Raw genomic sequence first — 26,380 nt, forward strand, 5'->3', positions numbered from 1 at the left:
GCGTCGGCCCCAGGGCCGGGCATGCCTCCCTAGCCTGTCCAACAGCGGCGGATCCGGACTTCCTTGGGAAGTCGGGGGCCCGTCCGCCACGAGATGTCCTCAGCCTCGGGGAAGAGGAACGCCATGAGCCACCGCGGATCCGAGCTGCTGGAGTGGCTCACACAGAAGCTCCGGCCCAGGCCCAGGCCCACACCGACCGTGCCGGCACCGACCGTGCCAACGCCCGGCGGTCCGCCGGTGCCGACCGGGGAGCCCTGGTTCACGGCCGACTTCTCGTCGCCGGAACAGTGGGTGGCCGGCCGCTCATGGGCGTATCCGGGCGGCGGTCCGGTCAATCCCGGGGACAACAAGCTCGATTATCTCGTGCCCGACGCCGACTACAGCCGCAGCGGTGTCTTCCGGGCGTCCCGCCGTCCCGACGGCAAGTGGAACACCGGTCTGCTCACCACCGAGGGCAGCGCCGAGGAATTCACCGTCCGCGCCGGCGACATCCTCGAAGCCCGCGTGCTGCTGCCCACCGAGATCGGGGCATGGCCCGCCATCTGGACCTGGCGGGACGGCAGGAACGAGATCGATGTCTTCGAGTACCACCCCGACAACCCGAACCTGCTGGAATTGTCGAATCATGTGAACGGCAGCGGGAGCTACTACACCGACGCGTCGATCCGGCCCGGCGCGTGGCTGGACCTGAAGGTCGAGTTCGGGGCGAGGTCCGTCGTCTGGTGGGTCAACGGCGTCCGCGCCTTCGCCGACACCAAGGGCGTGGGCCGTGACTGGCACGCCTACCTCATCGTGAATCTCTCCGTCTGCGCCGGCCGGTACCACCCGGCGCCGGAGCGCGGCGTGACAGCCATGTCGTACGAGGTCGAGGGCCTGCGCATCTACCGCCCGTGACGCCCGTGGCGGGAAGCCCGCACCGACATGCGCGTCTCCGTCCGGTGAGCGAGACTCGAAAGGATGAACGACCACGATCAGGACACCACCGAACCCTGCGATCCGACGCAGGGCGAGCGCGAGCGTGACGAGCAGAGTGAGGACTATCTGCCCATCGCCGAGCACGGACTGATCGGGGACCTGCGTACCGCCGCGCTGGTGGGTACCGACGGTCGCATCGACTGGTTCTGCGCTCCCCGTTTCGACTCCCCCAGCGTGTTCGGATCGCTGCTCGACACCAACCGTGGCGGCTTCTGGGAGATCGTGCCGGTGTGTCAGGTCGCCACCCGCAATCAGTTCTACTTCCCCGACACGAACATCCTGATCACCCGGATGCTCACCGCCGACGGCATCGTGGAGGTCCAGGACTTCATGCCGGTCCTGCGGGAACAGGACCCGCGGCACCGGCAGCGCCTGGTGCGCCGGGTGGTCAATGTGCGTGGCCGGATGCGCCTGGCGGTGCGGATCGCGCCGAGGATGGACTACGGCCGCGAGCGGCACCGGCTGGAGCGGATGCCGCAAGGCGTGCGGTTCGCCAGCGAGACGCTCACGCTCTCCGTGCGGTCCTCCATCGATCTGGACCTCGACGACACCGACGCCCACGCGGAGTTCGACCTCACCGAGGGCGAGACCGCGCTGTTCGTCCTCGAGACGGACGGCGAGGACGAGGACCCCGCCTCGGGGACGGGCGCGGGCACGGACGAGGCGGCCGCCGCGGAAGAGCTCTTCGAGGCCACCGTGGTGTTCTGGCGTCGCTGGCTGAGCCAGTCCACGTACACCGGCCGCTGGCGCGAGACGGTCCACCGCTCCGCGCTGACCCTCAAGCTGCTGACCCATGAGCCGAGCGGCGCCATCGTCGCCGCGCCGACGCTCGGGCTGCCCGAGCAGGTCGGCGGCGCGCGCAACTGGGACTACCGGTACGTGTGGATCCGGGACGCCGCGTTCTCCTTGTACGCACTGCTGCGGCTGGGGTTCACACAGGAGGCGCAGGGGTTCATGGACTGGCTGACCGAGCGGCTGCGCGCCGCGACCGACCGCGACGACGGCCCGCTCCACGTCGTGTACTCGATCGACGGGCACGCCAGTCTTCCCGAGGAGACACTCGGGCACCTGGAGGGCTACCGGGGCTCGTATCCGGTGCGTACCGGCAACAACGCCAGCGGCCAGCGCCAGCTGGACATCTACGGTGAGCTGATCGACTCGGTCTATCTGTTCAACAAGTACGGCGTGGGGATCTCGCACGAGAGCTGGATCGATCTGTGCGCCATCCTGGAATGGCTGCTGGAGAACTGGGACAGCGCGGACCAGAGCATCTGGGAGACCCGGGCGGGGGAACAGCACCACACCTATTCGCGGCTCATGTGCTGGGTCGCGTTCGAGCGCATGATCAGGATGGCCCGCCAGCGCGGTCTGCCGGGCGATCTGAACCGCTGGGGCGCCACGCGCGACAAGATCTACCACGAGATCATGGCGCGTGGCTGGGATCCGCGGGCGCGCACCTTCGTGCAGCGTCTCGCCGCTGACGCCGACCACCATCCGGAGTGCATCCTGGATGCCTCCCTGCTGCTGATGCCCATGGTCAAGTTCGTCTCACCGGTCGACCCGCGGTTCCGGTCCACCGTCGACGCCATCGCCGGCCGGCTCGTGATGGACAGCCTGGTGTTCCGGTACGACCCCGAGCAGGCCCCGGACGGCCTGGACGGCACCGAGGGCACGTTCTCCATCTGCTCGTTCTGGTGGGTGGAAGCACTCGCCCGCACCGGCGAGGTGGAGCAGGCGCGGCTGGCACTGGAGAAGATGTTCACCTACGCCAACCATGTCGGCCTGTACGCCGAGCAGATCGGGCTGACCGGCGAGCATCTGGGCAACTTCCCGCAGGCGTTCACACATCTCGCCCTGATCAGCTCGGCGATCAACCTCGACCGCGCGATGGGCTGAGGAGCCGGGTCAACGCCACCGCCACGGCGCGGTGCCGGTGTGCACCCACCCGGGTGGTCCTTGGCCGGGATGGGGACGTTGTCGGCGTGAACATGGTCGCCCGGGGCGGGCGGGCCCGGATGATCACGGCCATGCGGAGGAGACGCGGATGTCACACGGGGCGGTGACCGGGCCGGCCGAGGCGGCGCCGACCGATGTGAAGGCGCTGTCCAGGGTGCTGCTCGACCGGATGCGCGGCCTGGAGGAGGGCACGTACCCGCACCAGTACACGCGCAACACCCTCGTCGAACTGAACCTGACCCTGGTGCGGTTCGCGGCGCGCAGGTTCCGGCGCCGGCACGAGGGCATGGAGGACATCGTCCAGGTCGGGACGATCGGTCTCATCAAAGCCATCGACCGCTTCGACCTCTCGCGCGAGGTGGAGTTCGCGACCTTCGCCGTCCCCTACATCACCGGTGAGATCAAGCGGCACTTCCGCGACAACGGCTGGGCGGTGCATGTCCCCCGCGCGCTGCAGGAGCGGGCCGTCGCCCTCACCGCGGCCACCACCGAGCTCTCCCAGCGCCTGGACCACGAGCCGACCCACGCCGAACTCGCGGAGCACCTCGGGCTCAGCGGCGAGCAGGTCGGTGAGGCGATCAAGGCCGGCAACGGCCACACCGCGGGATCCCTGGATCTGCCCGGCCGCCCCGGGGACAGCGAGGGCTCCGCGTACGCGGACCGGTTCGGCGAGGAGGACCCGGCGATCGAAGCCGTGGAGAACCTGCACGTCCTCAAGCCCCTGCTGGCCCAACTGGGCGACCGCGACCGCCGGATCCTGGCGATGCGCTTCGGGGCGGAGATGACGCAGGCCGAGATCGGCGCCGCGCTCGGCATCTCCCAGATGCACGCGTCCCGGCTGCTCACCCGCATCCTCACCCGGCTGCGCGCCGGGATGCTCCCCCAGGCCCGGGCCTGAGGCGTCCCGCACGGGCCACGTGCGTACCGGCGCGCGGAGCGGCACGGTGGGGTGAAGTATGGAGAGCGGCGGCCAGGGCGGCCCCCACCAGGAAGAATGGAGTGGTCCAGAGCCATGTCGGCGTCACGTCAGTCCGTATCCGGGGCCCCGTGCTGGGTGAGTCTGATGGCCCGTGATCTCCAGGCCGCGCAGGACTTCTACGGCACGGCCCTGGGCTGGACCTTCCGGCCCACTTCGCTGGGCGAGGACTTCACCGTCGCGCTCGCCGACGGATCGCCGGTGGCCGGCATCGGGGCGCTGGCTCCCAGCCTCCAGGCCGCGGTCGCGTGGACTCCGTACTTCGCCGTCGACGACGCGGACGCGAGCGCCGCCCGGGTACGCGAGCGGGGTGCCACCGTCGCCGTGGGGCCCCTCAGCATGAACACGGGCCGGGCCACGCTCGCCGCCGACCCGGACGGCGCCGTGTTCGGCCTCTGGGAGGGAAGGATCATCCCGGGCTGGTCGGTGGGGCTGGGCAGCGGGCCCTCCCGGCTGGAGCTGCGTACCCGGGACGCGTTCGCCGCCGCCATCTTCTACGCCGAGGTCCTCACCTGGGGCTCGGACGAGAAGGACAGCTGCGAGGTCCATTACGAGGACGGGCAGGTGCTGGTACGCGACGATTCGCACACGGTCGCCGCGCTGCGCGGCGGAGCGGTGGAGAGCGCGCCCGACCCGCAGATCCGGCCCCGCTGGCATGTGTCCTTCCATGTGCCGGACGTGGACGCCTCGGTCAAGGCCGCGAGCGCCGCCGGAGGCACCGTCGTCCTTCCCCCGGCCACCTCCGCCGCCGGACGTGAAGCCACTCTCCGCGATCCCGACGGCGGTCTGTTCACCATCACCACCGGCTGACGGCACACCTCAGGGTGTGTCCGGCCGGTCTTCGCGGCGGTTGCGGCGGACCGAGGACCAGAAGGACCAGCCGATCAGGACGACGCCGACCAGTCCGGTGATGATCTCGCTGACCTGGTACTGGATGGTGACCAGCAGGATCACGGCGAGCGCGCCGATCGCGTAGTGCGCGCCGTGCTCCAGGTAGACGTAGTCGTCGAGGGTTCCCTGCCGGACCAGGTAGACCGTGAGCGACCGGACGTACATGGCGCCGATGCCGAGACCGAGGACCATGAGCACGATGTCGTTGGTGATGGCGAAGGCACCGATGACACCGTCGAACGAGAACGACGCGTCGATGACCTCCAGGTAGAGGAACATGAAGAACGCCGCCTTGCCGGTGAGGGCGGCCCCGGAGCCGTTCCTGCCGGCGGCCCTCTCCGCGCGTTCCTCCGCCTCTTCGCGTTCCTCCTCTTCTTCGAGCCGGTTCTCGAAGAAGCTGGAGAGACCGCCGACGATCAGATAGGTGATGAGGCCGGCGAGCCCGGCGGTCAGCACGGTCTGAGCCTTGTCGGCGTGTTGGCCGCCGTGCTGATGGGCGTGGGTGGCGACCGTCATGGCCGCGATGAGCAGCACGATGAGCGCGATGCAGACCGCGAGCATGTCCACCTTGCCGAGCTTGGCCAGTGGCCGCTCCAGCCAGGCCTGCCACTTGATCTCCCGGTCCTCGAAGACGAAGTTGAGGAAGATCATCAGCAGGAAGATACCGCCGAAGGCGGCGATCGACGGATGCGCGTCGGTCACCAGCTGCTGATAGCGCTCCTTGTCGTTCAGGGCCAGCTCCACCGCCTTGACGGGGCCGATCTTGGCGGTGAGGGAGACGATCAGGACGGGAAAGACGAGCCTCATCCCGAAGACCGCGATCAGCACGCCGATCGTGAGGAAGATCGTCTGCCAGAAGGCGCTCATCTTCTTCAGGATTCCGGCGTTGATCACCGCGTTGTCGAAGGACAACGAGATCTCGAGGACGGCCAGGACCGCGACGATCCCCAAGGCGGCCCATCCGTCGTAGAGGCCCCCGGCCGCCAGGCCGAGCGCGGTGACGAGGAACGCCCACCTGAACGTCTTCAGAACCACTGGCCGCCCATTTCGCCGTGTACGAAGGCCCCGCTTCCCGCACGCGCGGGCACCGTGGGGCCCTCGCCGCGGGGCCCCGACTGGATCTCACCGTAAGTGAACACGACTCTCCGCTGCCCCACGAATCACCCGCCATGCCTCACCGGGTACGACCCGGCCGTGCGCCGCGGGGGTGACCGCGGCGTGGCCGGGAACCGACTTCCGGATATGACTGCCGGATATACGATCCCCCAACAACCCCCGGTAAAGAGGTAGTTCATTACATGATCAAGGTGCATGGCCGCGGCGGGGCGGATGGAGCCCGCCGCCTGACGCCCCCACCTCTGGCCGTCGTACCAGCACCGCACCGGCTCCGCTTCCCGTGACCACCCCGGGTGACGGCCCGCCGGACCATGATTTTCAGACAACTCGAAGGTTCTCCATGGCACGTTCCCCCGCGCCCGCCCCCCGCTCCCGCCGGGGGCAGTTGCTCTGGCCGGCGGCTCTGCTGGTCACCCTCGCCGCGTTGGCCGCGTCGGTGCTCCCCGTCACACGCGTCAGCGCCGGCGCGGCCGTGGCGCCGGAGCAGACGTCCGTGGTGACGTGTGACGCGCGGGAACACATCCCGTCGGTGGACGCGCTGATCGGCCTTGTCGCCTATGTGACAAGCCTCGGCGCGATGCACGCCGTGGAAAGAGCGGGCGCCGCCTCATGAGCCGTCCGGCCCGGATCCCCACGGGAACGCCATCGTCCGTGGCGAGACAGCGGACGGCCGGCCGCTCATCGGCATGGTGAAGGTCACCAATAGGGTGACGGCCGACGGCCAGGAGCACCGCCGGCTGCGCACCCTGGTCACCTCACCGCCAGTCAGATCGAGCAGTACGAGCTGAGCGACGCTGCCGGCGCGGCTGGGGGCGCGACGCTGAGACGCCCGGCCGGGTCACAGCCTGCCGGCCTCGACGATCCGCCGCAGGAACCGCTGCGTACGTTCCTGCCGCGGGTCGCCGAACACCTGCTGGGGCGTGCCCCGCTCCAGCACCACACCGCCGTCCAGGAAGCACACCTGGTCCGCGACCTCGCGGGCGAAGCTCATCTCGTGCGTGGCCAGCACCATCGTCATCCCCTCGCCCTTGAGGTCCCGTACGACCGACAGCACCTCACCGACCAGCTCGGGGTCGAGCGCCGCGGTGATCTCGTCGAGGAGCAGCAGCCGCGGGCGCACCGCGAGGGCCCGTACGATCGCGGCGCGCTGCTGCTGGCCGCCGCTGAGCCGGTCCGGGTACTCCGCCGCCTTGTCGCCGAGGCCGAGGCGGACGAGCAGTTCGCGGGCCCGTTCCTCCGCCTCCTCGCGCGGGACACCGAGGACCCGGCGCGGGGCGAGGGTGATGTTCTGCAGGACGGTCATGTGCGGGAAGAGGTTGTACGACTGGAAGACGACGCCGATGCGGCGACGCACCGCGTCGGGGTCGGCCCGCGGATCGGTGATCTCCTCGCCGTCGAGGAAGATCGCGCCGTCGTCGATCTCCTCCAGCAGATTGGCGCAGCGCAGCAGGGTCGATTTGCCGGAGCCCGAGGCGCCGATCAGCGCGGTCACGGTGTGCGGTGCCACGTCGAGGGTGACGTCCCGCAGGACGACCCGGTCCCGTCCGAAGGTCTTGCGTACGGAGTCCAGGCGCAGCACGGGGGCGTCGCCGGCCTTCGGAGGGGTGTGGTCGGCCGTCATACGGTTCCTCCCTGCGCGCGCCGGCGGTCCATCCGGGCCGTGACCCAGTCGGTGAAGCGGGTCATCGGGATCGTCAGTGCGACGAAGACGAGTCCCGCGACCACGTACGGCGTGTAGTTGAAGTATTTTCCGGCGATGATCTGGGCCGCGTAGACGGCGTCGACGGCGCCGGCGATGGAGACGAGGCCGGTGTCCTTCTGCAGCGACACCAGGTCGTTGAGCAGCGGCGGCACCACGCGCCGTACCGCCTGCGGAAGGACGACGTACCGCAGCGTCTTGGCGCTGGACAGCCCGAGCGAACGGGCCGCCGCCCGCTGGGAGGGGTGTACGGACTCGATGCCGGCCCGGAAGACCTCGGCGACGTACGCGGAGTAGGTCAGGACGAGCGCGGTGCCGCCGAGCAGCACGGGATCGGTGGTGACGCCTTGCAGGCGCAGCGCCGGCACTCCGAAGACGACCATCAACAGGCAGATGATCAGGGGCAGCCCACGGAAGAAGTCGGTGTACGCGGTGGCCAGCGCGCGGACGGGGAAGAAGACCGGGCCGCGCAGGGTACGGGCGACGGCCAGCAGCAGTCCGAGCAGGAGGACGCACACTCCGCAGATCGCGAGCAGCCGCAGATTGAGCAGCAGGCCGTCGAGGACCTGGGGCAGCGCCATGCGGGCGTACTCGGCGCTGAAGAAGGTCTCACGGGTGCGCTGCCAGCCGGGAGAGCCGGTGATGACGAGGAACAGCACGACGCCCGTCACCAGGGTGGAGAGCGCGGCGACCGCGGTGGCACGGCGGGCGCGGACGCGTTTGTACCGCTCCCGTTCGATCCGCCGCGCCGACGGTGTGTACGCGTCCTCGTCCCTGTCCGCGTCCTTCCGCTCGTGGACGGTCTCCGAGGTCACTTGAGCACCGGGGCGTCCACGGCGTCGGACAGCCACTGCTTCTCCAGGGCGGCGAGGGTGCCGTCCTCGCGCAGCCCGTCGACGGCCCGGGTGACGCAGGCCGTGAGCGCGCTGCCCTTGTCGAGGACGAGTCCGAACTGCTCGGCGGCGCCGCCGGAGTCGGCGAACTGGCCGACGATCCGCGCGTCCGGCACCTCGGCCGAGGTGATGTAGAAGGCGGTGGGCAGGTCGACGACGATCGCGTCCACCTGGCCGTTGCGCAGGGCGGACTTGGCGAAGTCGTTCTTCTGGAAGACGGCGGGCCGCTGGGACGGCTTGATGACCTCGTTTATCGTGTCGAGGCTGGTGGTGCCGACCTGGGCGCCGAGCTTGGCCCCCTTGAGGTCCGCGCCGCTCGTGGCCTTGGCGTACGGGGACTTCTTCAGCGCGACGACGGCCTGGCGGACCTCGTAGTAGCCGGAGGAGAAGTCGACGGCCTGCTTGCGCTCGGCGCTGATGGAGACCTGGTTGATGTCGAAGTCGAAGTTCTTCTCACCGGGCGCGAACGCGTTGTTGAACGGCACGGTCTGCCAGACGACCTGGTCCTTCTCGTAGCCGAGGGCCTTGGCGACGGAGTACGCGACGGCGGACTCGAAGCCCTTGCCGCTCGCCGGATCGTCGTCCACGAACCAGGGCGCGTAGGCCGGTTTGTCCGTCCCGACCGTCAGCTTCCCCTTCACCTGGGTGGCCGGCCCGCCCTTGTCGCAGGACGACGCGGAGGCTGAAGCGCCGGCGGACGACGTGTCGGTGGACGACGTCTCCTGCGGGGCGCAGCCCGTGGCGGCGGTGAGGGCGATGACGAACAGGGCGGGGAGAAGGCTCCGGGCGGTGAGGCGCATGGCGGGAGAGTCGCACTTCAGGGGGGTATCTGTCGAGATCACAGCATTGCGATCTCATGAAGGCTGCTCGGCGGGGGACCACACCACGCGCGGCAGGACCAGGTGGGTCAGCGTCTCCTGAGACCGCTGCCGATTCGGGCAGGGCCCCGTCGACGGGTCCGGTGAGGTCGTTACTCTGATCATTGATGTTCACCCCTCAGGGCCCGACCCTTCGCGAACTCGCCGTGCAGGCGCTCTCGTCCATCGAGCACGGCTACGACCTGCTGGCTCCGAAATTCGACCGGACGCCGTTCCGGACGCCTGACCAGCTGCTGGACGCGGTGGTAAGCGCCGTCCGGCCGCTCGGGCCGTTCCGTACGGGGCTCGACATCTGCTGCGGGACCGGCGCCGGCGTGGGGGTGCTGCGCCAGCTGTGCGAGGAGCGGGTCACCGGCGTCGACTTCAGCGCGGGCATGCTCGCCGCCGCGAGATCCGCCTTTCCGGCTGTCCCGGGCGCACCGGTGGTGGACTGGGTACGGGCCGACGCGCGCGCTCTCCCCTTCGCCCCGGCCTTCGATCTGGCCGTGAGCTTCGGGGCGTTCGGCCATTTCCTCCCCCGTGAGCTGCCCGCGCTGTTCGCCCAGGCGCACGCGGCGCTCCGGCCGGGCGGCCGGTTCGTCTTTCCGGTCCCGGCCCCGCCCCGGGTCGGCTCGAAGCTCTACTGGGCGCTCTGGGGCTTCGACACGGCGATGCGTCTGCGCAATCTGCTGTGGCACCCGAGCTTCGTCATGTACTACCGCACGTTCCGGCTTGCGGATGTGCTGGACGAACTGGCCCGGGCAGGGTTCGCGACCGGGCTCCGCCCGCTGACGGACCTCGGCCACCTGCCCGACGGCACCCCCCGCTGCGTCCTGGTGGTGGCACGCCGGGCATGACCCGGTCAAGGCGGGTCCGGCGCCCTATTCGTCCAGTGCCAGCCCCGGCCCTCTGGGCCCGGGACGCTCGTCGAGCACTTCGGGAAACTCCTGGTCCCGAGGCTGCGGTGGCTGTGGGCCATGGCCGGTCATGATGATCGTCTGCTCGACCCGCACCATGCGGTACACATCCCCGCCGATGATCACTTGGTCCTCGCCGTGCGCGACCGCATCGGCGGCGCGTGCGAAGCGCGGGCCTAACTCTCCCCCGTCCGCGGCTCGTACGCGCAGTACGTCGCGGAGATCCATCCGCGCCTCGTCCTCGGCGGGAACGGCCGGAAAGAGCTGCCGCCAGCCCCGGTCCTCGTGCAGCATCGCGGCGTACGCCGTGTAGTGCGAGACCGACATGCGCTCCCAGACAGGCCCGTCCACCGGATACTTACGTCGCAGCGCCTCCTCACGCTGTCCCAGCTCCAGCAGCCGCCTGGCCGCCGCATCGTCGAATACCTCGTCTGCTGCCTCGTCCGAGTTCGCGCTCACGCGACCAGCCTGCCGCATTTCCGCGGTCCGCGAGGTACGGATAGGAGGATCATTCCGACGTAAATCCGCCAACCTTAGGCCGAAATCACCGCGGCCGCCGCCTTCGCCGCCTTCTCCACCAGCGCGACCCCGGCCTGCTTGCTGACACTGCCTCCCGACAGCACCGCCAGCAGACAGCTGTGCCCGTCCACCGATATCCGCCCGACGCTGTTGATGTCCCACAGACCGGTCGCGGTCCGCGGCAGCCAGCCGTTCTTCAGCTCCGGGGCCGTGCCCGCGGCCGACACACCCCAGTCCTGGCCCTCCGCTATCCCGCCCATCAGCTCCCGCACATAGGTCCGCGACGCCGCGGCCAGTTCGGAGTCCTCGCCGAACACGACGGACAGCAGCGCCACCTGGTCCGTCGCGGTGGTCTGTGTCAGCCCCCACAGCCCGTTGCTCCCGGCCGTCGTTCCGGTCAGCCCGAGCCGGCGGTTCGCGGCGTCCAGACCGGGCGCCCCGCCGATCGCGCTCCACAGCGCGTCCGCCGACGCGTTGTCGCTCACCCGGATCATCGAGACCGCGTAGGTCTTCTCCTGCGCCGTGAGCCGGCGGTCCTGGTCCTGCGCCTTGAGCAGCAGAGCCACCAGGATGTCGACCTTGACGATGCTCGCCGTGTCGTACGTCGTCCCGGCGCGTACGCCGTACCGCGCCTGGCGGCCGTCCTCCAGATCGAGCACCGCCACCGACAGGGAGGCCGTCGTGGTCTTCAGAATCGGTGCCAGCCGCTCGGCCAGGACCTGATCGGGATCCGCCTCGGTCGACTGGCCGACCCCGTCCAACCGCATGGTGCCCACGGATTCCGAGGGTGAAGGCGAGGGTGAAGGCGGTGGTGAGGCTGAGGCCGAGGGCGAGGGTGAGGCCGAGGGTGAAGGCGAAGGCAAGGGCGACAGCATCGGCACGGCCCGTGAGTCGCCCCGGGCGATCACATGGAGACCGCCCGCCACCGCCCATCCGGCCATGAGGAGTACCAGGGCGGCGGAGACGCAGAGCGACGGACGGCGCCGGACATAGGTAAGGGCGTGCGGGAAGAACCTGGGCCTGGACATGGCGCGAGGGTAGAAAGACAAACTGAGAAGCGGCTATCTCCCAGGTAAACGCTCCGTGACAAAAACCTGAGACGCCCGGCATCCGACGCGCGACACCCCCGCTATCCGCGGCCGCCGGGGAAGAAGCGCTCTATCAAATCGTTACGGAATGTGCCCCGCGGATCGAGCCTCGCGGTCAGCTTCTCGAAGTCCGCGTACCGCTCGTACAGCTCTCTGGCCCGCTCCGGGCTCGTCGTGAAGAGCTTTCCCCAGTGCGGCCGGACGGCGAACGGCGCGAGCGCCTCCTCGATGGCCCCCAGCACCGGCGTCACGGCCGCGGTGTCCGGGAACCACGTGAAGTGGAAGGCGACCGAGTCGCGCCCGTACGCCGGGCTCAGCCACAGGTCGTCCGCCGCGATGGTGCGGATCTCACCGATCTGCAGGACCGGCGCGATCCGGTCCCTGATCCGGGCCAGTGCGTCGAAGGCGGCGAGACCGTCCTCCCGGGCGACGAAGTACTCGCTCTGCAGCTCCTCCCCGCTGCTCGGGGTGAACTGGGGCCGGAAGTGCGGCAGCCGTTCGTACCACGGCCCGGCGACCCCGGACTGTTCCGTGCAGGTCTCCGGGGCCATGCCGGGCACCGGATGCCGGGGGCCGTCCGCGAGCACGGCACCGAGCCAGGCGTCGGGCGCGGGCCCCGGATCGCCGTCACCGGTCCGCTGCTTCAGCCACACCTGCTCTATCTCGTCGGTCCGCCAGCGTGTGAAGAGGCTCACGCTGTAGGCGGCGGAGAGTACGTCGTCGAACCGCTCGCGCAGCCGCCCGTACGGGAGCCCTTCGTACACCCACTGCCGGATGTCGTAGCCCGGCACGAGGTCGAGCGTCATACGGGTGACGATGCCGGCCGCGCCCAAGGAGGTCACCGTCCCCGCGAAGTCCTCCTCGCCCCGTTCGAGCGTCAGCGTCCCGCCGTCCGCGGTGACGAGTTCCAGCGCGCGTACCGCCGAGGCGAGCGTGCCGTTGCCGACGCCCGATCCGTGCGTTCCGGTGGCGCAGGCTCCGGCGACCGAGATGTGCGGGAGCGAGCCGAGGTTGTGCAGGGCCAGTCCCGCCCGGTGCACGGCGCCGGTGAACTCGGCGAACCGCAGGCCCGCGCCGACCGTCACCGTGGCGGCCGCTTCGTCGACCTCGACGGTCCTGGGCAGCCCCGCCACGGAGACCAGGTCGCCGCGGGTGTCCGCGATCCTGTTGAACGAATGGCCGCTGCCCAGCGCGCGTACCGAACGGCTGCCGGCGACGATCTCCCGAAGCTGTTCGACAGACGAAGGGGTGTGCACGCGCGCCGCGTTGAAGGTGATGTTGCCGGCCCAGTTCGTCACAGGCACTGTGTTCTCCTCCGCTGCGTCCGGGCATGGCGGCCATGCCCCTCACGTTGTCGCTCGCGCCACTCTGGCATGCGAGCCCGGACAACGGGGCACCGCGGCCGGATGTCACCGTCGGCGCTGACACGCCTGGTGAGAACGGGTGAGCGCGTACGCCGGGGCTAGTGTGTTGACTCGGTTACGACGTGTGAGCAGGGCCGTACGCCTCGGAAAGAGCTCCGTGGGGAAGCCCGCGGAAAGCCCGGAGGAAGGAAGGTGGCCCGTGCCCGAGAATCTTCCCGTGTCGCGGCGGTGGGCCGTGGGGGCGCTGCTGGTCATGACCTTCGCGACCGGCCTGGTGGACGCGGTGAGCTATCTGCGGCTGGGGCACGTCTTCGTCGCCAACATGACCGGCAACGTCGTCTTTCTCGGGTTCTCCGTGTCGCACAACTCCGGATTGCCCGTGGTCGCGCCGATCGTGGCCATGGGGGCCTTCGTACTGGGTGCGTTCCTGGGCGGCCAGCTCAGCAAGAACTTCGGCCACCGGCCACGGCTCTGGCTCGGCGTGGCCTTCGGCGGTCAGGCCGCAGGACTCGTCCTGACGGCGGTCCTGCTCGGCACCGGGGTTCTGCGGGCCGGGGGCGGGCTCAAGTTCGGGGTCATCGCCCTGCTCGGCGCCTGCTGCGGTCTGCAGAACGCGACCGTCCGCCTGCTGGCGCCCAGGGATCTCACGACGACCGTGCTCACCCAGACCCTCACCGGGCTCAGCGCGGAGAGTGTGCTCGGGGCGGGCACCGGCGCCAAGCCGCATCGCAGGGTGGGTTCGCTGCTGGCCATGTTCGGCGGAGCGGCCACCGGTGCGCTGTTGCTGAAGGTGACGGTGGCGGGTGTGGTGGCTCTGGCCGCCACGCTGGTCACGAGCGCCGCCTGCGTCTTCGTCCTGGCGCCCCTGCCGGACGCCCCGCCGGCCGGGACCGCCGGGTGAGACCGGCCCGTACGGAGAACAGGACCGCGCCGCCCCCCGTCCAGCCGTCAGTCGCGCGGTGTCCCCGTCAGCAGCTTCTCCACGCGTCGCAGCCCTTCGCGGACATTGTCCTCGGCCGTGGCCTCCTTCGCCTCCGACAGGGTCAGCCAGCGCAGAGGGGCGTCGGCCGTCTCCGGGCGTGCCGTGTCCGGTTCGGCCGTGGCCAGGACGAAACGCAGGTCGGCGTGTTCGTGCGCGGGTTCCTCGCCCCTGGCGGGGACGGGCACGATCACCACCTGCACGACTGACGCGTCCGGATAGGGCGCCAGGTCGCCGAGGCCGGTCTCCTCGCCCGCCTCGCGTAGCGCGACGGCGACGGGATCGGTCTCGCCGGGGTCTCCGTGACCGCCCACCTGCAGCCACGACTGCTGCCGCTCGTGCCAGCGCATCAGCACCCGTCCGCTCCCGGGGTGCACGATCAGGGCGGATGCCGTCACATGCAGGGGGATCGAGCGCAGCCACGGGTCGGCGGCGGTCTCGGCGAGTTCACGTACGCGGCCGACGTCGGCGGCCTCGGCGTGGTCCTGCGTGCGGTACCGGGCCAGCAGCTCGACGATCGGTCGGCCGACAGCTTCCATGTGCTTTTCCATGCCCGTCAACTCGTGAGAATCCCGCTCGGTCGTCGTACAGCACCGAGAAGATTACGGATCACGGCGACCGGTGTCCTCCCGTTTTGACCGCCGGCGCGACGGTGGCCGCCTTGAGGAAACGCATACATGCCATAGCCATCCACCCCCTTGACGCTCATCTGCCTCACGAGTTAACTCAAGCCTTGAATTAATCATGGAGCAGGGCCAGTTGGGCGATCTCCGCCATCCATATCAGGTCGGCGGACGCGCGGCCCGCCCGCTCCACACCTTCCCTCCCCCACACAGGAAGGCCCCCCACATGAGCACCTCAGCACGCCCTGGATCGCGATCCAGGAAGCGGCGCCTCCTGCGCGGATCCGCCATCGCGGTCTGCGCGGCCGCCGTTGCCATCGGTACCACCGCGTCGGCCGGTGCCTACACGGCCACCGACGGCGTACGGCCCGCCGCGGCGCCGCAGGCCGTCGCGCCCTACCTGTACAACGGCTGGGGAAATCCGCCGGACCCCATCGAGGTCATGAACGCCACCGGGGTCAGCTGGTTCACGATGGCATTCGTCCTGGATGCCGGCAGCTGCGACCCGCGCTGGGACGGCAGCCGTCCGCTCACCGGCGGCGTCGACCAGGAGACCGTCGACACGGTGCGCGGCGCGGGCGGCGATATCGTGCCCTCCTTCGGCGGCGCGAGCGGCGCCAAGCTGGAACAGCGGTGCGCGGACGCCGGCGCACTGGCCGGTGCGTACCAGAAGGTCATCGACGCCTACGGCCTCAAAGCGATCGACATCGACATCGAGGGCGACGCCTACAACGACCCGGCGGTCCAGCAGAAGACGATCGACGCGCTGAAGCAGGTCAAGGCCGACAACGCGGGCCTCGTCACGTACGTCACCTTCCCCAGTAACCAGTCCGGCCCCGACGGCAGCATGATCCGGCGCGCCGCCGACTCCGGTCTGGAGGTCGACGGCTGGACGATCATGCCGTTCGACTTCGGCGGGGCGGGCCAGAACATGGCCGAGCTGACCAAGCAGGCCACCGACGGGCTCAAGAACGCGGTCAAGGACGCCTACGGCTACAGCGACGCGGAGGCGTACGGCCACAGCGGGCTGTCCTCGATGAACGGCATCACCGATGTCGAAGAGACCGTGACGACCGACGACTTCACGGCCATCAAGGACTACGCCCAGGAGCACCATCTGGCACGGCTCTCCTTCTGGTCGGTCAACCGCGACCGGCCGTGCCCGGGTGTGTACCCCAACGACGACACCTGCTCCGGCGTCGACCAGGAGCGCTGGGAGTTCAGCCGGATCTTCGCCGAGTTCACGGGCTGAGCCAAGCCGACCGAGGCGGTTACGGACGGCCCCCGGACTCCGTGAGTACCAGTTTCTGAACTGGCTCTGGGTAACCCGGCAACGTTACCGAGGCACGGGCCGGTACGCGGTGTGGCTTGATGTCGCCGAAGTCTGCTGGCCAACGGGGACACCCGTTTAGCAAGGACCACAGGGCGTTGCACCTTACGGCGATCACGTTCTGACAAGCGAGTGCACGGGGAGTACGGAGTCTCAGAGGCGCCAGGCACAAACCCATTGGCCCTCCAACGGCTGGGCCATCTGCGACTGGTCCATCGGTTTCGGGGGCCCGCCCAGGAATCCCGCCCACCGCAGACCAGTGGAGGGAATCCAGCCGTTCCCCCTGCACCGAATGCCCCCGGGCCCGGGTGCCGTTGCCGCCCCCGCGCCCCGGCGCCGGCAACGGCACCCGGGCAGGGACTACCTCGACGACGAGAATGACGAGCGACAGGTCGAGCGGGGGCAGGGCCTGCTCTCCGGCCGGGCGGCCTCCCGGGAAGGTACGGTGAAGGTCTGGTCCGAGGCGAACTTCCCGGGCATGCGCTTCTACGGCCGGACCGACCGGCGGCCTCCCACACCCAAGCCCAGTCCCCTGCCGAAGCCGAGCGCGACGGCCCGGCAACCAGTGGAAGAGCCCGCCCCCGGAACCGTGGACGCCCCGATGCCTGAACCCGTGCCGGGAGCCACCGGGTCCGCCAACGGGAGCAGCCCGGGCGGCGGAATCCAGGTCTCCCCGGAGACGCAGAAGGCGGGTGCGGGAGCGGCCGTCTTCGCGGGTGTGCTGTTCACGGTCGGGTCCTTCGTCAACGGGATGACCGGAGGCCTGCTGGCGGGCTGACCCGGGCCTGTTCCACGGGCCTCGGCTCCGCCGACCCGGTCTCTAGTGGATTGGGCCGGCACGACATCACGGGTCCTTACCCGGAAAGGGAGACACCGGTGGACGACGAGACACCCACCATGGACGTGACCCTGTGGGCCACGCTCGACGAACTGGCAGCCGAGCCGCGCGGGGACCTCCTCGTCCAGTGGTTCCGCACCGCGGTTGACACCCTCTTCCCTGCGGAAAGCAGGGAGCTGGCGGGCTCCAAGGCGGTTGTCGCGGAGTCGCTCAGTGGCGGGCGCGACTTCCGTGTCCCCGACGTCCGCGCCAACTGGCGAGACCTCGCCGACGCACTGCGGGGACTGCCGTTGCACGCCTCGGCCGCCTTCCACGAGCCCCACCCGGACGACGGCTCCTGGGTCGACCACTTCGGCCGCATCGAGGCGACGCGGGTGGGCCGTGGAGGCAGTCACTCCGAACTGTCGGTGGCGGTCTTCGCCGCAGACCGGATCAGCGACCCCGCGTACTGCTCGGGCCTGGTCGACTTCCTCGCCACCGCCCTCGACGGAGCCAACCCGGCCTTCGCGCGGATCGACCACCTCAACTTCCACGACACCACGGACCTGGAAGCCGTCCTGCGCCGTCCTCAGCGCAAGTCCCTGCGGGAGGCCCGCACGCTGCTGCGCGGTTACTCCTGGGTCACGGGCGTCCCCGCCGAACTGGCCGCCCGGCTCGGGGGCGCCCGGGCCCTGGAGGCGACCGGCGCGTTCCATGCCGTACGGGAACTGCCCGGCGGCGGGCTGCTGCTCCAAGCCACCGAGACGCTCGCCGGATACGACAAGCACCGTATGCACGCGGTGTTCCGCGCCCTCGCACCGGTGCTCCCCCCGGGAATGCCGGACAACGCCCCCGCCCGACCTGACCCGCGGGTGGTCTTCGAGGACGCGGGCGAGGTCTGAGCGCCGGGGGCCCGGGGGACACCCGCAATCCGGGCGATGGTCCTAGGCCGTGTCTGATAAATGGCTGTAGCCCTGCGATATCGGGAGCTACGTCGGGTGAGAAGCTCAGCTGTATGATCAGTGATGACGATGGCGCACGTCGCGAGCTGTTTCTTCGGAGTGGGTTGGGTGCTGCAGACGTGGTGCACGCGCATCGTGAGGCACTTCTTGTCCTGCGGGACAGTATCGAGACCGCTCACATTGATGCCTACAGCGATGAAGCCTGGCCGCGGGAAGTCGTACCCGCCTACGAGCGGGCCTTGTTGATGGCAGAGGGCGCTTTGGCCGTGGCCTTCGTTCAGCGAAGAGCGATCCCGGGATGGGGATCGATGTTGATGTCCACGACGACGCACAGTTCGATGTACTGCTGGCTTTGGCCCCATACACAATCCATGCCGAGGCATGGCGGCAGGGACAGCCGCTTTTCAGCGCCGACGACACGGGAACAGCCCTGTGGATTGCCGTCACATCACAGCAAGAGACTCAGCTCATGTCGCGGCTCGGTGTACTGAGGGTCACTGGGGCGGCTTTCGCAGACCGGCCCAGGTAGTCGATAACGCTTGATCATGGTGTGGTTTCGCGGAGCCAGAGGATGAGCGAGCTGAGGTGCAATCCCGCCATGTAGCGGGTGGCAAGTTTGTCGAACCGGGTTGCGACTGCGCGAAACTGCTTGAGTCGGGCGAAGCAGCGATCGACGACGTTGCGGTGTTTGTATGCCTCCGGTTCGAAGTCGGGACGGCGTCCGCCCCAGGTGCCGCGCCGCCGTCGGTTGCCGACCTGGTCGGCACGTTCGGGGATGGTGGCCTTGATCCTGCGACGTCTCAGGCCGGCTCGGATGGCCCGTGATGAGTACGCCTTGTCCGCCAGAACGCGATCGGGCCTGTTTCTGGGTCTTCCCGTCCCTGTCCTGGGCACGCGAATACCGTCCAGGACCGTGTCGAACACCGTCGAGTCGTTGACGTTTCCGGGTGTCAGGACGACAGACAACGGCAGGCCCCGCCCATCGACCGCGAGATGAACCTTGGTGGTCAGGCCACCCCGGGACCGGCCGAGGGCCTGCCGCGCCGCCGAGCGTTGCGGATCTTCCAGTTTGTCCTCGCAGGGCTCCCCTTTTTACGGGCGCCGGACGCGTGCTGATGGGCCCGGTTGATCGTGGAGTCCACCGAAACCGTCCACTCGATCTTGCCCACCGCATCATCACGGACCTGGACGTGCTCCAGCAGCCTGGCCCATGTGCCGTCCGCTTCCCAGCGGGCGAACCGCTCATAGACCGTCTGCCACGGACCGTATCGCTCCGGCAGATCACGCCACGGAGCCCCGGTACGCAACCGCCACAACACTCCGTCGATGACCTGCCGGTGATCCCACCAGGGCCGACCTCGTCTATCCGTCGCAGGAAGCAACAGTCGTATTCGCTCCCACGCCGCTTCCGTCAGTTCACCTCGACCAGCCACAAGATCAATTATCAGACACGGCCTAGGGCTTGCGGGCGACTCCGCCCCACATCGGGATGGCGTCGGACACCACGTCGTGCGGTCCCGGCCGCCAGTGCGGCAGGGATACGACTCCGGTCTCCAGCAGCTCCGTACCGTCGAAGAACCGCGCCACCTCGTCATGGGTACGGGGCGTGGCGGCGCCGTGCGCGGCGGCGCGCTCGTTGTAGACCCGCATCGACTGCGCCACCTCGTCGGCGGTGATGTCGGACGCCGGATGGGAGATCACCAGATGGCTCCCCGACGGCAGCGCGTCCAGCAGGCGGGCCACGGTCCCGTACGGGTCGTCGGCGTCCGGGATGTACTGGAGGATCGCCACGAGCATCAGACCCACCGGCCGGCTGAAGTCCAGCGTGTGCGCCGCCTCGGCGAGGATGGTCTCCACGTCGCGGGCGTCGGCCTCGATGTAGTCGGTCCGTCCCTCGGGCGTGCCGACGAGCAGTGCACGGGCGTGGGCGAGCACGATCCGGTCGTTGTCCACGTAGACGACCCGGGAGTCCGGGGCGACGGACTGGGCTACCTCATGGGTGTTGTGCGCGGCGGGAATGCCGGTGCCGATGTCCAGGAACTGCCGGATCCCCACCTCGCCCGCGAGATGACGGACCGTCCGGCCGAGGAACGCGCGGTTGGCGCGGACGGCGGGGACGATTCCGGGATTGGCCGCGGCCGCCAGCTCGGCGGCCTCCTGATCGGCCGGGTAGTGGTCCTTGCCGCCCAGCCAGACGTTGTACACCCGTGCGGGATGGGCCACGCCCGAATCGAAGGCCGCCGGCCGCTCCACACTCATTGCATCCACCTCTTGGCTCGGTCTTTCGGCTCAGTCTCTTGGCTCAGTCTCTCGAACTGATCATCGTCCAGAAACGTGCGCCTGTCCCCGAGAACCTCACGAGAACTTTAGGCGACCGATCGCATACGCTGCGTCACGTGAGCGATACGGCCGGACATGCGATCAGCAGGCGTGGGGCGAGGTCCCTCGTCGCCCTGTTCGCCGTACTGACCGCGCTGCTCCATGTCCTGGGATGCGCGCACGGCCCTGCCTCCTCGGCCTCCTCGGCGCCGCCTCGGTACGCGCCGGCGCCCGTGGTGCTGATCGCCTGTACCGGACGGGCCGCTCATGGGGCGGCGTCCTGCACCGATGTGGACGAACCGAGCGTCCTGACGCAGCGTACGGACGAGTCCGCCGTACCGCCCGCGGCACACGGGACGACCGCCGAGGACGCCGTCGTACGGAATCCCGTGACCCTTCCCGCCCGCTCGGGGCGCTACGGCGCCGGCGCCGGCGCGGGACGGGGCACGGACCACCGGCGGCGTGCGGCCCTGGGTGTGTGGCGGAACTGATGACGGTCCGCGGGCTTCTGACGGCGCGCGAGCGGCTCCGCGCGCTCGTGCTGTCGGTGGCCCCGCCGGCTCGCTGACCGTTCTTCCCACCATCCCGGCCGGGGTGCGCCTTCGCGCGCCCGGCCTCAGGAGAACAGCGCAATGAACTCATTCGGCATCTCCCCCGCCCATGTGTCCTCGACCCCCATGTCCCTCGCCCCTGTGGCCTCCGCCCCCATGTGCACCGCACCTGCCCCCGCGCGGGTGCCCGACTCCCCCGCCCAGTTGCTGACCTCGCCCTTGCAGCCGGCGCACAGCCCGGCGGCGCTGGTCGGCGACACCCCCACGCTGTGGGTCGGTGAACCGTTCACGGCGTCCGGCCGCGGCTTCTGGGCGAAGCTGGAGGGCAGCAACCCCGGCGGGATCAAGGACCGTACGGCCCTGTACATGGTGGCGCGCGCCCGGGAGCGCGGCGAACTGCTGCCCGGGGCACGGATCGTGGAATCCACCTCCGGCACCCTCGGTCTGGGGCTGGCCCTGGCCGGAGTGACCTTCGGCCACCCGGTCACCGTGGTCACTGATCCCGGCATGGAACCACTGATGACCGGTCTGCTGACCGCGTACGGCGCGGACATCGAGCTGGTACGGACACCGCATCCGGTCGGCGGCTGGCAGCAGGCGCGGCGCCGCCGGGTGGAGGAGCTCCTCGCCGTCCATCCGGACGCGTGGTGCCCCGACCAGTACCACAACCCGGACAATGTGGCCGCGTACCGTCCGCTGGCGCATGAGCTGGTGGCCCAGCTGGGCCGCATCGACACGCTGGTCGCCAGTGTCGGGACAGGCGGGCATTCCGCCGGGATCGCCTCGGTCCTGCGCGGCTTCTTCCCGGACCTGCGGGTCGTGGGGGTCGACACGACCGGCTCGACCATCTTCGGCCAGCCCGCCGCGCCCCGGCTGATGCGCGGCCTGGGCAGCAGTATCCATCCGCGCAATGTCGCGTACGGCCTCTTCGACGAGGTGCACTGGGTCGCCGCCCCGGAAGCGGTCTGGGCCGCTCGGTCGCTGGCCAGGGCGCGCTACGCCACCGGCGGCTGGAGTGTGGGGGCGGTCGCCCTGGTCGCGCGGTGGCTGGCCGCCGTCCGGCCGGCGGAGGAGCGGATCGTGGCGGTCTTCCCCGACGGTCCGCAGCGGTACATCGGGACCGTGTACGACGACGCGTACTGCCGTGAGCACCGGCTGCTGGGACACCGGCCCGCCGACCATCCGCAGGAGATCGCGCATCCCGGCGATCACACCGTCACCCGGTGGACGCGCTGCACCACGGTGGTGGACCCGCTCGCCGCGACCGGATCTGCCGGCAGCGTCGCCGCCCCGGCCGCCGGAGCGGCCCGGTGAAGGCTCCGACGGCGGGCCTGTGGGCCTCCACCCGCTCCTTTCCGCCCGCGGCACGGCTGTTGATGGCGAATCAGTTCGCCATCAATCTCGCCTTCTACATGCTCATGCCCTACCTCGCGGCGCATCTGGCCGGCGGACTCGGGCTGGCCGCCTGGGCGGTCGGCCTGGTGCTCGGTGTCCGCAACCTCTCCCAGCAGGGCATGTTCCTCATCGGCGGCACGCTCGCCGACCGCTTCGGCTACAAGGCGCCGATCATGGCGGGGTGTCTGCTGCGCACGGGCGGGTTCGCGCTGCTGGGCTGGGTGGACCAGCTGCCCGCGCTGATCGTGGCCTCGGCGGCGACGGGGTTCGCCGGCGCTCTGTTCAACCCGGCGGTCCGCGCCTATCTGGCGGCCGAGGCGGGAGAGCGACGGGTCGAGGCGTTCGCGACGTTCAATGTCTACTACCAGGCCGGGATGCTGCTGGGCCCGCCGGTCGGGCTCGTACTGCTCGCCGCCGACTTCCGTCTGGTGTGCACGGTCGCGGCGCTGGTCTTCGCCGCACTGACCCTGCTCCAGTGGCGCTCGCTGCCGGCGCGCGGCGGCGGTGGGAGCGTCGGCGACGGTCCGGCGGGGCTGCCCGCGCAGTGGCGTACGGTGCTGGCCAACCGGCCGTTCCTGCTGTTCTCGGTCGCGATGATCGGCTCGTACGTACTGACCTTCCAGGTCTATCTGGCACTGCCGCTGGCCGCCGCCGACGCGCTGGGGCCGGCCGGTGCGAAGGCGACGGGCGCGCTGTTCGTGATCTCGGCCGCCGTGGCGGTGGTGGGGCAGCTGCGGCTGACGGGCTGGGCCACGCGCCGCTGGAGTCCGCACGGGGCGCTGGTACGGGGGCTCGCCGTCATGGGTCTCGCGTTCCTTCCGTTGGCGCTGGTGCCGGCCGGGGACGGGCGCATGACGCGCCTGGGGGTTCTCGCGGCCCTGGTGGCGGCGGTGGTCGGACTGGCCGTCGGGAGCGCGGTGGTCTACCCCTTCGAGATGGACACGGTCGTCGCCCTGTCGGGCAACCGCCTGGTCGCCACCCACTACGGCCTCTACAACACCGTCTCGGGGCTGGGCATCACGCTCGGCAATCTGGCCACCGGCGCGCTCTGGGACGTCGCGGAGCGCGAGCACGCCCTGTGGCTGCCCTGGACCGCGCTGACCGGAACCGGACTGGCCTGCGCGGGAGCGGTGTTCGCGCTGGCCCGCAGTGGCCGGCTGGAGGCCCCCGTACCGCGGCCGGTGCCCGTCTGACGTCTGCCGTTCGCTCTCCGCGCCCGGCGCCCGCGCGTGGTGCCCGCCCCGCACCGCGCCGGGCGCGAGGCATAGCATCGGTTGCCGGTATGGATATCACCTGGTGGGGATGGGCCGCGCTCGCCGCGGCGGCGACGCTCGTCGGCTTCTCGAAGACCGCGGTGAGCGGCGCGAATACGGTCAGCCTGGCCGTATTCGCGGCCGTGCTGCCGGCCCGTGAGTCGACGGGCGTGCTGCTGCCGATTCTCATAGCGGGCGATGTGCTCGCCGTGCTCACGTACCGGCGGCACGCGCACTGGCCGACCCTGTGGCGGCTCTTCCCGGCGGTGGCCGGGGGTGTCGTGGTGGGCACGGTGTTCCTGCTCTGGGCCGATGACGCCGCTGTCCGTACCTCGATCGGAGCGATTCTGCTGCTGATGGCCGGAGTCACGATGTGGCGGCGGCGCGGCGCGGCGGACTGCGCGAAGGACGGCAAAAACGGACAGGACGACCAGGAAGGGCGGGACGGGCAGGAAGCGCGGGAGACAGCGGGGCCGTCCGCCGTTCCCGGGCCGTCCGGCGGGCGGCTGAAGGCCCGTTCGTACGGTGTGCTCGGCGGGTTCACCACCATGGTCGCCAACGCGGGCGGCCCCGTCATGTCGCTGTATCTGCTCTCCGCGGGCTTTCAGAAGCTGGGCTTCCTGGGCACCTCGGCGTGGTTCTTCCTGATCGTCAACACCTCCAAGGTGCCGTTCAGTGTGGGTCTCGGCCTGATCGACGGGCGGTCCCTGCTGCTGGACGCCGTTCTGGTGCTCTTCGTCATACCCGGCGCCTTCCTCGGCAAGTTCTGTGTGAACCGGATCGACCAACGGCTCTTCGAGCGGCTGGTGATCGCGGCGACCGTCCTCGGCGGCCTTCAGCTGCTGTTGCGTTGAGCCCCCGCAACGGCCTCCCCCGCCCGCCACCGGCCGGGCGCGCAGGCAGCACATCAGCATTCCGATATGCGTGCTTTACGGTGCTTTCATGGACGCGGATCACGAGGATCACCCACGCTCCGGCGCCACGCGCGGCGGACATCGGACCATCGCGGAGAGGTGGGCCGCCTTCACCGCGTCGCCCTTTCTGCCCGCCGTCGTCCTGCTGTTCATCCTCGCCGCGGCGGCCGGGCTCTTCGCCGGTTCCTACACCTACAACATGGCGAACCCGACGCCGCGCCGCATCCCCGCCGCCGTGGTGGGGCCCACCGGCTCCGCACCCGCCACCGCCTTCGTGCACGGCATGCAGAAGGGGCTCAACGCCTCGCTCGAACTCCATCGCTATGCCACGGACGCGGCCGCCCGCCACGCGGTGGAACAACAGGAAGTGTTCGCGATCCTGACGTTCCGTCCCGGCGGCGTCGAATTCGATGTGGCCGGCGCCGCCGGAGCGTCCGTGGCGCAAGTGCTCACGGAAACGGCGGCCACCGTGGCCGGGTCCGCCAAGATCCCCGTGCGGATCCGCGACATCAAACCCCTCCAGAAGGGAGATCCGCGCGGGCTGGCGCTCTTCTACATCTCGCTCGCGGCCGTGATCATCGGATTCGTCGGCGCCATTCAGGCGAGCGTCCACGCGCGCGGCCTCAACCCGGCGGAGCGGATCGCCTTCACCCTCGCCTATGCCCTGCTCGGCGGTTTCACCATCGCCGCGGTGGTGGACTGGTGGCTCGGCGCGCTCAGGCTTCCCTTCGTCGAGTCGTGGCTGATTCTGGCGTTCACGATGTTCACCTCCGGAATGGTCTTCACCATGTTCAACACCTTCATGGGGCGTTGGGCGATGCTCCCGACCTGGGGGCTGATGGTGCTGCTGGGCAACCCCTCCTCAGGAGGAGCGGTCTCCTGGCCGCTGCTGCCGTCGGTGCTCGGCCACATCGGCCGCTGGCTGCCGCCGGGCGCCTCGGTCAACGCCCAGCACACCGCCGTGTACTTCGGCGACGCGCAGCATGTGTTTCCCTTCGCCGTCATGGCGGGCTGGGCCCTCGTGTCCACGTCCGTGTTCTGGTTCTGGCGCCACCGCCATCCCGGCGGCCGGGAGCGGACCCCCGAGCAGGCCACCAGCGACGGCACCGACGGCGGGGGCGCGGTCGCGGGATCGTGACTGAGGCTCCGTCACCCACACGGATGACGGAGGGGCATTCGGTGATCGAATGTTGTCGGTTCGTACAACCACCGGGCCCCGCCGCGTGTCATTCCAGGCAGGCATCACGGCACGACCAATGCTGGAACCACTCGTGTCCGGCGCTGTGTTGCCGTCGAAGCGATCGACCGAAACGGGGAAACACCCATGCGCATCCGTCCCGCCCTCGCCGCCCCGGCGGCGGCCGCCCTCACCGTGCTCCTGACAGCCACCGGCGCCTCGGCCGCCGTCTCCGCGCCGGCGGCCACCGCCCTGTGCCGCGAGAGCTCCATCGACGTGACCGCCACCCGGTCCGGCGCGGCGAACGTGGTCCGTATCAGCATCACCAACGAGGGCGGCCGCGCCTGCGTTGTCGACCGCATCCCCACCGTCACCTTCGGAGACCTGGACGGCGCGGCCCAGCCCGTGCCGCCGGCGGAGAGCGCCCCCTACCGGCTCGCCGCCGGCACGTCCGCGTACGCCGCGGTGCGGACGGTCGACCCGGCCGCCGAGGATGACCGTACGGTCGCGTACATCACCGTCGCGGGTGACCCGTCGCACCTCGGCGCGCGTTTCTACGCGGCCTCCTTGGGGTGGCCCGCAGGCATCCGGGTCTGGGAGCCGGTCACCACTCTGTGGCAGCCCACCAGCGCCAAGGCCGACGCGGTGCTCGCGAACGCCGGGCGCTGACCCGTGCCGGGGTCCGCGCCCGGCGGACCCCGGCGCGACTGCCCGCGGCGGGCAAGTGGCCTGCGGCCTGGCAGAGTAAAGGCAGCGAATCGCGGCAACACGTAGTGGCAACAGCAGTTCGGACGAGGGCGGAGTGAGCG

At 70.1% G+C, this 26,380-nt stretch carries 26 protein-coding genes and 1 pseudogene; 17 read left to right on the top strand and 10 right to left on the bottom strand.

Annotated features, from left to right (window positions below; genetic code table 11):
- Positions 1–123 precede the first annotated feature (123 nt).
- The 4 genes from ACZ6MZ_RS11460 to ACZ6MZ_RS11475 all read left to right on the top strand — a co-directional run bounded on the left by ACZ6MZ_RS11460 (position 124) and on the right by ACZ6MZ_RS11475 (position 4,717).
- Positions 124–894, top strand: coding sequence for a beta-glucanase (locus ACZ6MZ_RS11460; RefSeq protein ID WP_469351261.1), 771 nt, complete (start codon positions 124–126; stop codon positions 892–894).
- A 63-nt stretch (positions 895–957) separates the two neighbouring features.
- Positions 958–2,871, top strand: a complete 1,914-nt coding sequence (locus ACZ6MZ_RS11465; RefSeq protein WP_469351263.1) for a glycoside hydrolase family 15 protein — start codon at positions 958–960, stop codon at positions 2,869–2,871.
- 148 nt (positions 2,872–3,019) lie between these two features.
- Positions 3,020–3,829: a SigB/SigF/SigG family RNA polymerase sigma factor gene (locus tag ACZ6MZ_RS11470; protein WP_469351265.1), complete on the top strand. Its 810-nt coding sequence runs from the start codon at positions 3,020–3,022 to the stop codon at positions 3,827–3,829.
- Between the two features lie 165 nt (positions 3,830–3,994).
- Positions 3,995–4,717, top strand: coding sequence for a VOC family protein (locus ACZ6MZ_RS11475; RefSeq protein WP_469351267.1), 723 nt, complete (start codon positions 3,995–3,997; stop codon positions 4,715–4,717).
- Positions 4,718–4,726: 9 nt separating this feature from the next.
- Here ACZ6MZ_RS11475 and ACZ6MZ_RS11480 read toward each other — a convergent pair whose 3' ends face one another.
- On the bottom strand, positions 4,727–5,833 hold the full coding sequence (locus tag ACZ6MZ_RS11480; protein ID WP_469351269.1) for a DUF475 domain-containing protein: 1,107 nt from the start codon (positions 5,831–5,833) through the stop codon (positions 4,727–4,729).
- A gap of 421 nt (positions 5,834–6,254) precedes the next feature.
- Here ACZ6MZ_RS11480 and ACZ6MZ_RS11485 point away from each other — a divergent pair, with 421 nt between their 5' ends.
- Both ACZ6MZ_RS11485 and ACZ6MZ_RS11490 read left to right on the top strand, forming a co-directional pair.
- Positions 6,255–6,527 carry a hypothetical protein gene (locus ACZ6MZ_RS11485; protein ID WP_469351271.1) on the top strand — a complete coding sequence of 91 codons (273 nt, stop codon included), beginning with the start codon at positions 6,255–6,257 and terminating at the stop codon, positions 6,525–6,527.
- Positions 6,528–6,552: 25 nt separating this feature from the next.
- Positions 6,553–6,669, top strand: a pseudogene (locus tag ACZ6MZ_RS11490) (cytochrome P450); the annotation flags it as partial.
- Between the two features lie 83 nt (positions 6,670–6,752).
- On the opposite strand, the gene ACZ6MZ_RS11495 reads toward ACZ6MZ_RS11490, so the two are convergent.
- Genes ACZ6MZ_RS11495 through ACZ6MZ_RS11505 form a run of 3 tightly spaced genes read right to left on the bottom strand, consistent with a single transcriptional unit; the run spans position 6,753 to position 9,306 of the window.
- Positions 6,753–7,535, bottom strand: a complete 783-nt coding sequence (locus ACZ6MZ_RS11495; RefSeq protein ID WP_469351273.1) for an amino acid ABC transporter ATP-binding protein — start codon at positions 7,533–7,535, stop codon at positions 6,753–6,755.
- Positions 7,532–8,428, bottom strand: a complete 897-nt coding sequence (locus tag ACZ6MZ_RS11500; protein WP_469351274.1) for an amino acid ABC transporter permease — start codon at positions 8,426–8,428, stop codon at positions 7,532–7,534. Before ACZ6MZ_RS11500 ends, ACZ6MZ_RS11495 begins: the two co-directional genes overlap by 4 nt.
- On the bottom strand, positions 8,425–9,306 hold the full coding sequence (locus tag ACZ6MZ_RS11505; RefSeq protein ID WP_389792743.1) for an ABC transporter substrate-binding protein: 882 nt from the start codon (positions 9,304–9,306) through the stop codon (positions 8,425–8,427). The genes ACZ6MZ_RS11500 and ACZ6MZ_RS11505 overlap by 4 nt, the downstream gene beginning before the upstream one ends.
- A 185-nt stretch (positions 9,307–9,491) precedes the next feature.
- On the opposite strand from ACZ6MZ_RS11505, the gene ACZ6MZ_RS11510 reads away from it, so the two are divergent.
- Entirely contained in the window at positions 9,492–10,220 is a 729-nt protein-coding gene (locus ACZ6MZ_RS11510; protein WP_469351276.1) for a class I SAM-dependent methyltransferase, read from the top strand.
- 24 nt (positions 10,221–10,244) lie between these two features.
- Here the strand turns inward: ACZ6MZ_RS11510 and ACZ6MZ_RS11515 are convergent, their stop codons facing one another.
- The 3 genes from ACZ6MZ_RS11515 to ACZ6MZ_RS11525 form a co-directional block, all read right to left on the bottom strand.
- The gene (locus ACZ6MZ_RS11515) at positions 10,245–10,739 is read right to left on the bottom strand and encodes a DUF5954 family protein (RefSeq protein ID WP_384192486.1); all 495 of its coding nucleotides are present in this window, start codon (positions 10,737–10,739) and stop codon (positions 10,245–10,247) included.
- Positions 10,740–10,813: 74 nt separating this feature from the next.
- Positions 10,814–11,566 (bottom strand): serine hydrolase, encoded by a 753-nt coding sequence (locus ACZ6MZ_RS11520; protein WP_469351774.1) that lies wholly within the window; start codon positions 11,564–11,566, stop codon positions 10,814–10,816.
- Positions 11,567–11,928: 362 nt separating this feature from the next.
- Complete coding sequence (locus tag ACZ6MZ_RS11525) at positions 11,929–13,191, bottom strand: FAD-binding protein (RefSeq protein WP_469351278.1); 1,263 nt, start codon at positions 13,189–13,191, stop codon at positions 11,929–11,931.
- Positions 13,192–13,450: 259 nt separating this feature from the next.
- Here ACZ6MZ_RS11525 and ACZ6MZ_RS11530 point away from each other — a divergent pair, with 259 nt between their 5' ends.
- Positions 13,451–14,152, top strand: a complete 702-nt coding sequence (locus ACZ6MZ_RS11530; protein WP_469351280.1) for a YoaK family protein — start codon at positions 13,451–13,453, stop codon at positions 14,150–14,152.
- Between the two features lie 47 nt (positions 14,153–14,199).
- On the opposite strand, the gene ACZ6MZ_RS11535 is transcribed toward ACZ6MZ_RS11530, so the two are convergent.
- Complete coding sequence (locus ACZ6MZ_RS11535; protein WP_469351281.1) at positions 14,200–14,769, bottom strand: NUDIX hydrolase; 570 nt, start codon at positions 14,767–14,769, stop codon at positions 14,200–14,202.
- Positions 14,770–15,079: 310 nt separating this feature from the next.
- Here ACZ6MZ_RS11535 and ACZ6MZ_RS11540 point away from each other — a divergent pair, with 310 nt between their 5' ends.
- The 3 genes from ACZ6MZ_RS11540 (at position 15,080) to ACZ6MZ_RS11550 (ending at position 17,902) form a co-directional block, all read left to right on the top strand.
- Positions 15,080–16,105 (top strand): chitinase, encoded by a 1,026-nt coding sequence (locus tag ACZ6MZ_RS11540; RefSeq protein WP_469351283.1) that lies wholly within the window; start codon positions 15,080–15,082, stop codon positions 16,103–16,105.
- Between the two features lie 370 nt (positions 16,106–16,475).
- On the top strand, positions 16,476–16,961 hold the full coding sequence (locus ACZ6MZ_RS11545; RefSeq protein ID WP_469351285.1) for a hypothetical protein: 486 nt from the start codon (positions 16,476–16,478) through the stop codon (positions 16,959–16,961).
- 98 nt (positions 16,962–17,059) lie between these two features.
- Positions 17,060–17,902, top strand: a complete 843-nt coding sequence (locus tag ACZ6MZ_RS11550) for a hypothetical protein (protein ID WP_469351287.1) — start codon at positions 17,060–17,062, stop codon at positions 17,900–17,902.
- Between the two features lie 603 nt (positions 17,903–18,505).
- On the opposite strand, the gene ACZ6MZ_RS11555 is transcribed toward ACZ6MZ_RS11550, so the two are convergent.
- A protein-coding gene (locus ACZ6MZ_RS11555; RefSeq protein WP_469351289.1) for an IS5 family transposase occupies positions 18,506–19,395 on the bottom strand; the annotation gives its coding sequence in 2 pieces (ribosomal slippage) (positions 18,506–19,038 and positions 19,038–19,395; 891 coding nt in all).
- Positions 19,396–19,417: 22 nt separating this feature from the next.
- Positions 19,418–20,221, bottom strand: coding sequence for an SAM-dependent methyltransferase (locus ACZ6MZ_RS11560; RefSeq protein ID WP_384192500.1), 804 nt, complete (start codon positions 20,219–20,221; stop codon positions 19,418–19,420).
- Between the two features lie 137 nt (positions 20,222–20,358).
- On the opposite strand from ACZ6MZ_RS11560, the gene ACZ6MZ_RS11565 reads away from it, so the two are divergent.
- From ACZ6MZ_RS11565 to ACZ6MZ_RS11590, 6 genes are all read left to right on the top strand, one after another.
- Complete coding sequence (locus tag ACZ6MZ_RS11565) at positions 20,359–20,772, top strand: hypothetical protein (RefSeq protein WP_389677844.1); 414 nt, start codon at positions 20,359–20,361, stop codon at positions 20,770–20,772.
- Between the two features lie 186 nt (positions 20,773–20,958).
- On the top strand, positions 20,959–22,146 hold the full coding sequence (locus ACZ6MZ_RS11570; protein WP_469351775.1) for a PLP-dependent cysteine synthase family protein: 1,188 nt from the start codon (positions 20,959–20,961) through the stop codon (positions 22,144–22,146).
- Positions 22,147–22,208: 62 nt separating this feature from the next.
- Entirely contained in the window at positions 22,209–23,420 is a 1,212-nt protein-coding gene (locus tag ACZ6MZ_RS11575; protein ID WP_384330005.1) for an MFS transporter, read from the top strand.
- An 89-nt stretch (positions 23,421–23,509) separates the two neighbouring features.
- Positions 23,510–24,334: a sulfite exporter TauE/SafE family protein gene (locus ACZ6MZ_RS11580; RefSeq protein WP_469351292.1), complete on the top strand. Its 825-nt coding sequence runs from the start codon at positions 23,510–23,512 to the stop codon at positions 24,332–24,334.
- 88 nt (positions 24,335–24,422) lie between these two features.
- Complete coding sequence (locus ACZ6MZ_RS11585) at positions 24,423–25,532, top strand: ABC-2 transporter permease (RefSeq protein ID WP_469351293.1); 1,110 nt, start codon at positions 24,423–24,425, stop codon at positions 25,530–25,532.
- Between the two features lie 186 nt (positions 25,533–25,718).
- On the top strand, positions 25,719–26,240 hold the full coding sequence (locus ACZ6MZ_RS11590) for a DUF4232 domain-containing protein (RefSeq protein ID WP_469351295.1): 522 nt from the start codon (positions 25,719–25,721) through the stop codon (positions 26,238–26,240).
- The last annotated feature ends 140 nt before the right edge of the window (positions 26,241–26,380 follow it).

This window comes from Streptomyces sp. NPDC042201 (assembly GCF_055582185.1).